Source organism: Micromonospora sp. NPDC004704, from assembly GCF_053601675.1.
Map to the genome: position 1 here is coordinate 249,579 of NZ_JBSGCD010000006.1, position 11,879 is coordinate 261,457.

10 protein-coding genes are annotated in these 11,879 nt (G+C 70.5%); 3 read left to right on the forward strand and 7 right to left on the reverse strand.

The features are described 5' to 3' along the window. Positions 1-16 precede the first annotated feature (16 nt). The 3 genes from ACWEFB_RS10935 to ACWEFB_RS10945 form a co-directional block, all read right to left on the reverse strand. The gene (locus ACWEFB_RS10935) at positions 17-853 is read right to left on the reverse strand and encodes a hydroxypyruvate isomerase family protein (protein ID WP_452284408.1); all 837 of its coding nucleotides are present in this window, start codon (positions 851-853) and stop codon (positions 17-19) included. Positions 854-961: 108 nt separating this feature from the next. Then, the gene (locus ACWEFB_RS10940; RefSeq protein ID WP_452284410.1) at positions 962-2,503 is read right to left on the reverse strand and encodes an aldehyde dehydrogenase family protein; all 1,542 of its coding nucleotides are present in this window, start codon (positions 2,501-2,503) and stop codon (positions 962-964) included. 321 nt (positions 2,504-2,824) lie between these two features. Next, the gene (locus tag ACWEFB_RS10945) at positions 2,825-3,820 is read right to left on the reverse strand and encodes a 2-dehydropantoate 2-reductase (RefSeq protein ID WP_326557969.1); all 996 of its coding nucleotides are present in this window, start codon (positions 3,818-3,820) and stop codon (positions 2,825-2,827) included. A gap of 231 nt (positions 3,821-4,051) precedes the next feature. Here ACWEFB_RS10945 and ACWEFB_RS10950 point away from each other — a divergent pair, with 231 nt between their 5' ends. Continuing rightward, positions 4,052-4,873, forward strand: a complete 822-nt coding sequence (locus tag ACWEFB_RS10950; protein WP_452284412.1) for a TrmH family RNA methyltransferase — start codon at positions 4,052-4,054, stop codon at positions 4,871-4,873. A 110-nt stretch (positions 4,874-4,983) separates the two neighbouring features. On the opposite strand, the gene ACWEFB_RS10955 is transcribed toward ACWEFB_RS10950, so the two are convergent. From ACWEFB_RS10955 to ACWEFB_RS10965, 3 genes are all read right to left on the reverse strand, one after another. Further along, positions 4,984-6,141, reverse strand: coding sequence for an NAD-dependent formate dehydrogenase (locus ACWEFB_RS10955; RefSeq protein WP_452284414.1), 1,158 nt, complete (start codon positions 6,139-6,141; stop codon positions 4,984-4,986). Between the two features lie 177 nt (positions 6,142-6,318). After that, positions 6,319-7,296, reverse strand: a complete 978-nt coding sequence (locus ACWEFB_RS10960; protein ID WP_452284416.1) for a LysR family transcriptional regulator — start codon at positions 7,294-7,296, stop codon at positions 6,319-6,321. 112 nt (positions 7,297-7,408) lie between these two features. Further along, a complete protein-coding gene (locus ACWEFB_RS10965; protein ID WP_452284418.1) occupies positions 7,409-8,275 on the reverse strand; it encodes an NmrA family transcriptional regulator in 867 nt (288 codons plus the stop codon). A gap of 80 nt (positions 8,276-8,355) precedes the next feature. Here ACWEFB_RS10965 and ACWEFB_RS10970 point away from each other — a divergent pair, with 80 nt between their 5' ends. Further along, entirely contained in the window at positions 8,356-9,300 is a 945-nt protein-coding gene (locus ACWEFB_RS10970) for an AraC family transcriptional regulator (protein ID WP_452284420.1), read from the forward strand. Between the two features lie 180 nt (positions 9,301-9,480). Then, positions 9,481-10,884, forward strand: coding sequence for a Si-specific NAD(P)(+) transhydrogenase (gene sthA, locus ACWEFB_RS10975; protein ID WP_452284422.1), 1,404 nt, complete (start codon positions 9,481-9,483; stop codon positions 10,882-10,884). Between the two features lie 8 nt (positions 10,885-10,892). On the opposite strand, the gene meaB is transcribed toward sthA, so the two are convergent. After that, positions 10,893-11,873, reverse strand: a complete 981-nt coding sequence (meaB, locus tag ACWEFB_RS10980; RefSeq protein WP_452284424.1) for a methylmalonyl Co-A mutase-associated GTPase MeaB — start codon at positions 11,871-11,873, stop codon at positions 10,893-10,895. Positions 11,874-11,879 lie beyond the last annotated feature (6 nt).

Genomic DNA, 11,879 nt, shown 5'->3' on the forward strand with positions numbered 1-11,879 from the left:
GGACGGACGGTGGTGGTCAGAGCCGGGCCGACGAACGGCGTTCCCGGGGAAGCCACCCGAAGCTGTCCGCGCTCGGCCCGAGCGGCTTGTACTCACAGCCCACGTAGCCGCGGTAGCCGGCCCGTTCGAGCTGGGCGAGCAACCCGTCGAGGTCGAGCTCACCGGTGCCGGGCTGGTTGCGTCCCGGCGCGTCGGCGATCTGTACGTGACCGATGTGGCCGGTGTGGGTGGTGATCACCTTTTCCAGGTCCTCACCGTTGCTGGCCAGGTGGTACAGATCGCAGAGCAGCCGTACGTTGTGCTGCCCGGAGCCGACCCGTACCCGGTCGATCACCGCGCGTACGTCGGCTGCGGTGGCCAGCGGGTAGGCCGGGTTCTGCGCGCTGTTCAGCGGCTCGAGCAGCACGATCGCCCCGGCACCGGCGGCTGCCTCGGCGGCCAGCGCCAGGTTCTCCGCCGCCAGGTCGTCCTGCTCGGCCGGATCGACCCCGTCGACCCGGTTGCCGTACAGCGCGTTCAGGGCCCGGCAGCCGGTCGCCTCCGCGATCCCGACCGCCGAGGCGATGTTGGCCCGGAACCGGGCCGAGTTCGCCGGCTGGGAGAGCAGACCGCGGTCGCCGGCGGCCATGTCACCGGCGTCGAAGTTCAGCCCGACGAGCCGTACCCCGGCGTGGTCGAGCGCGTTGAGGAAGGCCGTGACGTCGCGGTCGGCCGGGACCGGCTCGGCGAACGGCCACCAGAACTCGACCGCGTCGAAACCGGCCGCGGCGGCCGCCGCCGGCCGTTGGAGCAGCGGAAGTTCGGTGAACAGGATGGAGAGGTTCACGTCGAACCGGAGGTCGTGTGCCGTCATGCGCGGGAACTCCTTGCGGACCGGGCCGGTGGGCCGGCAGATGGGGGTGGACCGGTGCCGCCGCCCGCGCCGGTCGCGACGGCACGGGCGGCGGCTGGCGGTGGGGACTCACACCGCCGGATACCGGGCGTGCGAGGGGAAGTTGCCGTACAACCGCTCGTCGGCGGGTCCCTCGGTGACCGCGTGGACGAGCAGCGCGCCGCCGACGAAGGCGCCCCGCCAGGACGCGCCCTTGCCGCCGAAGACCTCCTGCCGGTCCCCGCGCGAACGGGGCCGGTTGACGCCGACCTTGAACGCCTGGAGTTCGGCGCCGAGCCGGTACGCGGTCGCTTCGTCGTCACAGGCGATCGAGGCGACCAGCGCCCCGTTGCTGGCGTTCATCGCGGCCAGCAGTTCCGCCTCGGTGTCGACCAGGACGATGGTGTCGATCGGACCGAACGGTTCGGCGTGGAACAGCGGCGAGGACGGCGGTGGGGCCAGGATCGCCGTCGGCGGGAGGTACGCCGAGGTGTCCTGACCCGGCAGGAAGCTCCCGCCGTCCAACGAGCCCCGGTAGATCGGTACGCCGCCCTTGTCGATCGCCTCGTTCACCGCGTCGTTGAGCTCCTTGACCTTGGCGTCCTTGATCAGCGGGCCGAAGTCGAGCTCGGGGAAGTCCTCCTGACCGGGCTCGATCGCCAGCGGGTGCCCGAACCGCACCCCGCGCACCGCGGGCAGGTACGCGTTGAGGAACCTGTCGAACAGCGACCGCTGCACCACGTACCGGGGGTAGGCGGTGCAGCGCTGCTTGGCGTACTCGAAGGACTTGCGGACGTTGGCGGTGAGCAGGTCCCAGTCGCTGAACTCCCACACCCCCCAGCAGTTGAGTCCCTCCTGTTCGAGGACGTGCCGCTTGTCCGAGTCGACCAGTCCGGCGGCCACCTGGCCGCCGACGTCGCGACCGCCGACGAAGAAGACGCAGCCGATCTCCGGCGCGGCGACCAGGACCGAGGAGAGTTCGGCGCCGCCGCCGCTGATCAGGGTGAACGGCAGCCCGTGCCGGGCGGCGATGGCCACGGCGAGGGTCAGGCAGCTCACCCCTCCGTCGGAGGGTGCCTTGGCGATCACCGCGTTTCCGGCGAGCGCCTGGACCAGCATCGCGTGCACGATGACGCTCATCGGGTAGTTCCAGCTCGCGATGTTGCTGATCGGCCCGGCCAACGGGGTCCGCCCGTCGAGCATGTCGTCGATCTCGTCGACGTACCAGCGGACCCCCTCGATGCACCGGTCGACGTCGGCCCGGGCCAGCCGCCAGGGCTTGCCGATCTCCCAGACCAGGAGCAGGGCGAGCAGGTCACGGTGCTCCGCCAGAGCGTCCAGGGTGGCGCCGACCCGCGCCTTGCGTTCGGCCAGCGGCAGGGCGGACCAGGTTCGGTGGGTGTCGAGTGAGGCCCGGACCGCGGCGGTCGCGGTTTCCCCGGTCACCCGGGGCGGGCCGGCGATGGGCGTCCCGTCCACGGGGGAGGTGGCCAGGGCGGGCACACCGTCGGGTTGCCACCGGCCGTCCCAGTAGTTGCAGAGGCGGCCGTCGAGGAACGCCTCGGGCGCCACCGTCCGGCAGCGGGCATAGACGTCTGGCCAGGCGGTGCCAGGCTTGAGGATCAGGGGCACGGGAGCCTCCAGGGCGTCGGGTGTCCTGCGAAGGTGCTGGCGGGCCGGGTCGCGTCAGGCGTCTGGTACGCCGAGGACGCCGGCGTCGCGCCGCTGGCTGGCCGGCACCGGATCCCGGTGTGCACGGCTGGAGCCAATCGGCGTACTGCATACAGTATGCTGTTCGTGGATCCAGTGCAAGCTTCCCGTGCCGGACAACAGCTTCTGGCGTGCGGTTTTGTGCCAGTCCCGGTGGCCGGTCGACCGCACCGGTCGGATGTGGAGCGATGATGCGGGGTTCGCCGGGGGCGAGGCCGGGTCCCGCGACAGGCGGCCGGTGGATCAGGCCGCCGTGGGTACTGCCGCCCGCCGGGCCACGGACCGGGCCAGCAGATCGGTGGCGGCGTAGACGGTACGGAGGGTGGGTGCCGGGGCACTGGTGATGTCGGCCATCTCCACCACCGCCGCGACGATGGCGTCGAGTTCCAGTTCCTTGCCCGCCTCCAGGTCCTGCAACATGGAGGTCTTGTGGTGGCCGACCCGCTGCGCACCGTCGATCCGCTTGGCGATGGAGATCTCCGGATTGCTGCCCACCCGGGCGGCGATGTCCAGCGTCTCCTCCATCATCTGCGCGACCACCTGGCGGGTGCCGGGGTTCTCGCAGATCTCGATCATCGTGGCCCGGGTCAGGGCACTGATCGGGTTCAGCGAGACGTTGCCCATCAACTTGATCCAGATGTCGTCCCGCAGCCGGGGTTCGACCGGGCACTTCAGGCCACCGGCGATCATCGCGGCGCTGAACTCCGTACAGCGTCGCGAGATGGTGCCGTCCGGTTCCCCGATCGAGAACCGGGTGCCCTCCAGGTGGCGGATCACCCCGGGTGACTCGATCACGGTGGCCGGATAGACCACGCAGCCGATCGCCCGCTCCGGCTCCATCACCGCCGAGGTCTGGCCGTCCGGGTCCACCGCCTGGATGCGCTGGTTCTCGTACGGCCCGTCGAGCTTGTGGAAGTACCACCACGGGATGCCGTTCTGGGCGGCGATGAGCGCGGTCTGCGGCCCGAGCAGGGGAGCGAGCAGCGGCCCCGCCGAGGCGTAGGAGTGTGCCTTGAGCCCCAGGAACACGTAGTCCACCGGGCCGACCGCGGCGGGATCGTCGGTGGCGTGCGGATGTGCCGAGAAGTCCCCTCGGGGACTGAGGATCCGGACTCCGTTCTGTTGCAGGGCGGCCAGGTGCGCACCGCGGGCGATCAGGTGAACGTCCACTCCGGCGCGGCAGAGGGCCGCGCCAACGTAGGCGCCGATGGCGCCTGCTCCGAGCACTGCGACTCGCACGGGCTGCTCCCTTCGAGCGCACACAAAAAGACCAGGCTTCTGTATGCGTTATGGGGAGTACAGTATGCAATAGGGGTTCGTCACTGACAAGCCTCGACGACCAGCGCCCGGAACGGGCGCCGGTGACGCCTTGCCGCGTACGGTCCGCTGTAGGGTCTGCCTCTGACGCCTCCCGACGCACCCAGCAGGGACGCGGCCGGGGGCGGGTGGCGAGGAGGGTTGTTCCACAGCGTGGCGAAGACGTTGAAGATCACCAGCAGGAACGCGAGCTACCAGCAGTGGCAGGCGTTGCTGACCAACCGCACCAAGCGCCAACGGGCGGGCGAGTTCCTGGTCCAGGGCGTACGACCGATCACCCTCGCGGTGCAGCACGGGTGGACCATCCGCGCCCTGCTCCACCCGTACGGCCAGGGGTTGTCGAGGTGGGGGCGGGACCTGCTCGACCAGGTCGACGCCACCCGCGTCCTGCTCGCCCCGGAGCTGATGCGCGAACTCGGCGGCAAGGACGACGAGTCACCCGAGATGCTCGCCGTGGTGGAGCTGCCCGAGGACCGACTCGATCGGCTGCCCGAGCGGGCCGACCTGCTGGTGGTGGTCTTCGACCGGCCGACCACGCCCGGCAACATCGGCACGCTGGTCCGATCGGCGGACGCGTTCGGGGCCACCGGAGTGGTGATCACCGGACACGCTGCCGATCCCTACGACCCGAAGGCGGTCCGGGCCAGCACCGGGTCGCTGTTCGCCACCCCGGTGGTCCGGGTCGCCACCCACCGCGAAGTGGTCGACTGGGTGAGCGACCTGCGCGTCCGGGACCTGCCGGTGGAGATCGTCGGGACCGACGAGCACGGCGACGTCGACGTCGCCGACTACGACCTCACCGGGCCGAGGGTGGTGCTCGTCGGCAACGAGACCCACGGCCTCAGCGCCGCCTGGCGGGACGCGGCCGACCGGACCGTCCGGATCCCCATCACCGGTGCCGCCAGCTCGCTGAACGCGGCGGCGGCCGGGACGGTCGTCCTCTACGAGGCCGCCCGCCAGCGGGCACGGGGGTAACCGGGCTCGGCGCGACGGGCGGCGGCACGGTGCAGTGAACGCCCTCGACGGCGCAGGCCGGCGGGGGGACCACCGGACTACGCCGTCACGGGGCGGTACAGCGCGGGGGACTACGCCGCGCTGTACGAGTGCTGGCCCGTCCCGGCCAGACTCCCGCCGTCCACGATCAGGTACTCGTCCCGGATCGGCCGACCCTGGAAATAGGACTCCAGGATCTCCCGGGTACCGGCGGCGTAACGTGCCTGCGCCGACAGGGTGGTGCCGGAGGTGTGCGGCGTCATGCCGTGGTGCGGCATCGTCCGCCACGGGTGGTCGGCCGGCGCCGGCTGCGGGTACCAGACGTCGCCCGCGTAGCCGGCGAGCTGGCCGGACTCCAGGGCACGTACCACCGCGTCCCGGTCAACGATCTTCCCACGGGCGGTGTTGATCAGGTACGACCCGCGCCGCATCTTGCCCAGCAGCGCCTCGTCGAACATGTTCTCGGTCTCCGGGTGCAACGGGCAGTTGATCGTCACCACGTCGCAGACCCGGACCATCGACTCCGCGTCCGGGTGCCAGGTGAGGTTCAGCTCCGCCTCGATCTCCGGGGCGAGCCGGTGCCGGTCGGTGTAGTGCAGCGCGACGTCGAACGGCTTGAGCCGGCGCAGCACCGCCAGACCGATCCGGCCGGCGGCGACCGTACCGACGGACATCGCCTCCAGGTCGTAGGCACGGGCCGAGCAGTCGGCGATGTTCCAGCCGCCGTCGCGTACCCACTGGTGCGAGGGGAGGTAGTTGCGGACCAGCGCCAGGGTCATCATGACCACGTGCTCGGCCACGCTGATGCTGTTGGAGTAGGTCACCTCGGCGACCGTGATGCCCCGGTTGATCGCGGCGGTCAGGTCGACGTGGTCCGAGCCGATGCCGGCGGTCACGGCCAGCTTCAGGTTCGGCGCCTTCGCGATCCGCTCCGCCGTCAGGTACGCCGGCCAGAACGGCTGGGAGATGACAATCTCGGCGTCGGCGAGCTCCCGCTCGAAGGCCGAGTCGGGTCCCTCCTTGTCCGAGGTGACAACGAGGGTGTGGCCCAGCGATTCGAGATAGGACCGCAGTCCGAGCTCACCGGAGACACTGCCGAGCAGCTCACCCGGCGTAAAGTCGATCTTCTCCGGGCTCGGTACGGTCTGACCGCCGGGGTAGTGGTTGATCTGCGGCACACTGTCCCGGGCGTAGGAACTCGGGTATCCGGTGACCGGGTCGTCGTAGAGCACGCACAGCACTTTCGCCATGAGCGGTTCCTCTTCTCATTGCGATTGGGACGGACGGCGGTCCGGAAATGGAGAGGGCAGTAAGAATGTCGCCCCGTGGTGGGTGGATTTCCGTGGCCGCTTCCTGAACACTTCCCAGCCTGCGCCGCGTACGCGCCGGTCACAATGAGCAGTTCCCGAACGGCCGATCGGCGGAACCTATCGAGACAGGTCGGTGCCGTCGTCGGCGACGAAGGTCGATCCGGTGGCCGCGAAGGTCCCGGCGGGGACCAGGTCGTCCAGGCTGCGTTGCAGGTTGAGGCCCTCCGCGACGTGCAGCAGCGCGCTGGCCACCAGCGGGGGCGGGTCGCGGTCGAGCACGACCAGCCCGACGGTGCTGGTCGCGGTCGGTCCGGTCAGCGGCAGCACCCGGGTCCCCGGTGGCACCCCGAGCAGGCAGAGCCAGGCCTGCGGGATCACGCTCGCCCAGCGCCCACCGCGTACGTGCGAGCAGAGGGTGGAGATCGAGTTGGTCTCCATCCGGGGAGTCACCGTCACCCCGGCCCGGTGGAACAGTCCGTCGAGGATGCGCCGGTTCTGCATGTCCGGGGTGAGCAGGCACAGCGGTAGCCGGGCCACCTCGGCCCAACCGACCTCGGATCGGCCGGCGAAGTCGCCGTTCTCGCTGGTGAGCAGGAGGTAACGCTCGTCGTAGAGGGGTACGGCCCGGAAGCCGGTCAGCGGTTCGTCGGTCAGATAGGTGAGTCCGGCGTCGAGTTCGAAGTCGGTCAACCGGCGCAGGATCTCGTCCGAGGTGAGCGACAGCACGGTGAGGCCGGTCCCCGGATGGCGGTCGCAGAACGGGCCGGTGAGCAGGGAGACCGGTGGCAGCGAGGCCGGTACGGCGCCCAGGCGCAACTGTCCGGTCAGGCCCTCGTGACTGGTCCGGCCGAACTGGGCCAGTAGCTGTTCCCGGTCGGCGAGCACCCGCCGGGACCAGGCGAGCAGTTGCTCACCCTCCGGGGTGAAGCCCTCGAAGCGGTTTCCCCGTCGTACCACCGCCACGCCGAACTCGGCCTCCAGCTTGCGGATGCCGTCGGACAGGGTGGGCTGGCTGACCCAGCACGCTGCCGCCGCCCGTCCGAAGTGACCTTCCCGGGCGAGCGCGGTGAGGTATTCCAGGTGCCGCAGAAACACCGTGTACCAACCCCTCGGTGTGCCGGTGGTGCGCCGCAGCAAGCATGGCACCACCGGCGCCCCCGCTCCGTCATCAGTTCGTGCAGGGGTGCGATCGCCCCGAGAGCACGGCTCAGTCTCCGGTCCCGGCATCCCAGATGCCGGTGTGGGCGGTGTCGCGGACGTAGTCGCGGAAGTCCCTCGGTGCCCGCCCGAGCGCCCTTTGGACGCCGTCGGTGGTGGCGGCGTTGCGGCCGTCGAAGAGGGCGGTGAACAGGTCGGCGACGAATCCGGCCTCCTCGACCGGCACACCGGCCTGCACCATGCTGGCGGCGAACTCTTCGGTCGTGACGGGCTCGTACCGCACGGATCGACCGGAGGCGGCCGCGACCTCGGTGACCGCCTCGGCGAAGGTCAGGGAGTGTGGTCCCGAGACCTCGTAGACCTGCCCGGCATGGCCCTGCTCGGTGAGGGCGGCGGCTGCGACGTCGGCGACGTCCTCGGCGTCGACGAACGGCTCGGCCACGTCGCCGGCGGGGACGGCGACCAGGCCGCTGCGGACCGGCCCGAGCCAGAACGCCTCGCTGAAGTCCTGGTTGAACACCGAGGAGCGCACCACGGTCCACTCCCACGGACAGCTCTGCACCACCTTCTCGCAGCGCTGCGCCATCGGCTCGTTCCGCCCCGACAGCAGCACCACCCGTCGGACTCCCAGCCCGGTCGCGAGGTCGCCGAAGGCGGTGATGTCGTCGGCGGCCTGGGGTGCGCCGATGTCCGGGAGGTAGGCCAGATAGACGGCGTCGACGTCTGCGAGGGCGGCGGCCCAGGTCTTGCGGTTGGACCAGTCGAACGGCGGGTCGCCGGCCCGCGAGCCGACCCGAACGGGAAGGCCTCGATCGGTCAGCCGCTGCACCACGCGGCGACCGGTCTTACCGGTGCCGCAGGTGACGAGGGTCAGTCGCGGGTGCGGTGTGCTCTGTTGCTGTGAGTGGAGGTTCATGCATCCAGTGAAGTCTCACCACGCTGGAGTCTCCATGGTCAAGGGCCTCGAATACATGCGTACGCGTCTAGGCTCGGTGGATGGATGCGTTGACGCGCCTGCTCGATGGGCCACGGGGCGGTGGGGCGTACCTGGTGCGGGCACGGATGGAGCCCCCGTGGGGTGTGCGGATTCAGGATCGGGCGCCGGTCGGTCTGATGGCGGTGCTCCAGGGCACGGCGTGGGTCTCGGACCACACGGGGGAGTCGGTGGCCCTGCGGCAGGGCGACGTCGCGGTGCTCCGCGGACCGGACGAGTTCACGGTCGGCGACGACCCCTCGACCCAGCCCCAGGTCGTCCTCCACCCGGGACTGCGTTGCACCAGCCCCGACGGGGAGGAGATCACCGACCGGTTCACCCTCGGTCCGCGTCTGTGGGGGAACAGCGCGGGTGGCTCGACCACCCTGTTGCTGGGCTGCCAGCAGCTCCGCGGCGAGGTCAGCAAGAGGCTCCTCACCGCGCTGCCGACGATGCTCACCCTCCCCGAGGCCGAACTCGACCCTCCGTTGATTCCGCTCCTGGCCGAGGAGATGGCCAAGGACGGCCCCGGCCAGGGTGCCGTGCTCGATCGGCTCTTCGACCTGGTCTTCGCCGCCGTCCTGAGGTCGTGGTTCTCCCGCGACGTGGCGCAGGGACCTGCCTGGTACCGGGCGTACGGAGATCCCGTCGTCGCCCACGCGCTGCGGCTGCTGCACGATGAACCCGCCCGCCCGTGGACCGTCGCCCACCTCGCCGCGTGCGTCGGTGTCTCCCGGGCGGCCCTGGCGAAGCGGTTCGCCGAGACCGTCGGCGAGGCGCCCATGGCCTACCTGACCGGGTGGCGCCTCGCCCTGGCGGCGGACCGCGTACGCGACCGTGACGCCACCCTGGAGGCCGTGGCCCGCGAGGTCGGTTACGGCAGCGGCTTCGCCCTCAGTGCCGCGTTCAAACGGGAACGCGGCATCAGTCCCAGGGAGCACCGCGCTCGAATGACCAGGACAACCTGAACGTCGCGGGCGACTCGAACGGGCGCTGCCGCCTTCGTTCCGTAAAATCTAGCCTCCTAGGACGCTTTAGGGGTGGTGCGTCCGGCCACCCGAGGCAGAAGTGCGCCGGTCGGGGCGACAGGTGAGAGTCGTTCGCGTACCGCATAGTCAATAGAAACCTGATCTTGAAAGACTGTAGCGGTGTATGACTTCGATCTCCTCGTAATCGGCTCCGGTCCGGGTGGACAGAAGGCGGCGGTCGCGGCGGCGAAGCTCGGCCGGCGGGTCGCCGTCGTCGAGCGCGTCGACATGGTCGGCGGCGTCTGCATCAACACCGGAACCATCCCGTCGAAGACGCTGCGCGAGGCCGTGCTCTACCTGACCGGCCTCAGTCAGCGCGAGACCTACGGCCAGAGCTACCGGCTCAAGGACGACATCACCGTCGCCGACCTCGCCGCCCGTACCCAGCATGTGATCCGGCGCGAGATCGACGTCATCCGCAACCAGCTCTCGCGCAACCGGATCCGGCTGATCGGGGGGACCGGTCGGTTCGCCGACCCGCACACCATCACGGTCACCGACCACAACGGACGCGAGTCGTCGGTCACGGCCGCGAAGATCGTGATCGCGGTGGGCACCCGTCCGGCGAGACCGGCCGGGGTCGCGTTCGACGAGCGTACGGTGGTCGACTCCGACGGCATCCTCAACCTCGAACAGGTCCCCAACTCGATGGTCGTGGTCGGCGCGGGCGTGATCGGGATCGAGTACGCCTCGATGTTCGCCGCGCTCGGCACCAAGGTCACCGTGGTCGAGCGACGCGACCGGATGCTCGACTTCTGCGACCTGGAGATCGTCGAGGCGTTGAAGTACCACCTGCGCGACCTCGCCGTCACGTTCCGGTTCGGGGAGGCGGTGGCGTCGGTGGAGCGGCACCCGCGCGGCGCGATCGCCGTACTGGAGAGCGGCAAGCGGATCGCGGCGGACACGGTGATGTACTCCGCCGGGCGGCAGGGCACCGCCGACGCCCTGGCACTGGAGAAGGCCGGACTGAGCGCGGACGCGCGGGGGCGGATCAAGGTCGACGAGTGGTTCCGCAGCGACGTACCGCACATCTACGCGGTCGGTGACGTGATCGGCTTTCCCGCGCTCGCCTCGACCTCGATGGAGCAGGGCCGGCTGGCCGGACACCACGCCTGCGACGAGCCGGTACGGGAGCTGTCCCAGCAGCAGCCGATCGGGATCTACTCGATCCCGGAGATCAGTTTCATCGGACGGACCGAGGACGAGCTCACCGCCGCCCGGGTGCCGTTCGAGGTGGGCGTCGCCCGCTACCGGGAACTCGCCCGGGGACAGATCATCGGTGACTCGTACGGCATGCTCAAACTGCTGGTGTCGCCGTCGGACCGGAGCCTGCTCGGGGTGCACATCTTCGGCACCGACGCCACCGAGCTCGTACACATCGGACAGGCGGTGATGGGCTGCAACGGCAGCGTCGACTACCTGGTCGACGCGGTGTTCAACTACCCGACGCTGGCCGAGGCGTACAAGGTCGCCGCGCTCGACGCGATGAACAAACTGCGGCACATCGCCCAGCTACCGCAGTGAGCGGTGGTTCAGGCGCGGCCGGTGAAGGCGGCCAGCAGGCGCTCGGCGGCGAGTGTCGGGGTCAGGCTGCCGTCGAGGACCCGGCGTTCGAGTTCCGGGGCGAGCGCGGTGACCGCCGGGTGTTCCCGCAGCTCGTCGAGCAGGCCCATCCGGACCATCGCCCAGAGCCAGCCGACCTGTTGGCGACGACGTCGGGCGGCGAACTCACCCGAGGCGTGCAGGGTCTCCTGGTGCCGGACCAGTTGCTGCCACACCTCGGTCAGGCCGGTGCCCTCCAGCGCGCTGCAGGTCAGTACGGGTGGTTGCCAGCCGGCTTCCCCCGTACGCAGCAACCGCAGTGCCCCGCCGAGTTCCCGGGCGGCGGCACGGGCGTCGTTGGCATGCGGGCCGTCCGCCTTGTTGACCGCGATCACGTCGGCGAGTTCGAGGACACCCTTCTTGATGCCCTGGAGCTGGTCGCCGGTCCGGGCCAGGGCGAGGAGCAGGAACGAGTCGACCATCTCGGCGACCGAGGTCTCGGACTGCCCGACCCCGACGGTCTCGATCAGGACCACGTCGTAACCTGCGGCCTCCACCACGACCATCGCCTCACGGGTCGCCTTGGCGACGCCGCCGAGGGTGCCGGCGGTGGGGGAGGGACGGACGAAGGCGGCCGGATCGGTGGCGAGCCGGGTCATCCGGGTCTTGTCGCCAAGGATGCTGCCGCCGGTACGGGTAGAGGACGGGTCGACCGCCAGCACCGCAACCCGGTGTCCCGCCCCGGTGAGATGGCTGCCCAGCGCGTCGATGAAGGTCGACTTGCCGACCCCCGGTACCCCGGTGATCCCGACCCGGCGGGTGTTGCCCGCGTGCGGGGTCAGCGCGACCAGGAGTTGCTGGGCCAGCGCCCGGTGGTCCGGGCGTCGCGACTCCACCAGAGTGATCGCCCGCGCGATCCAGGCGGGCGCACCGGCGAGCACCCCGGCGGTGTAGTCCTCGACGTCCGGCATCGATCG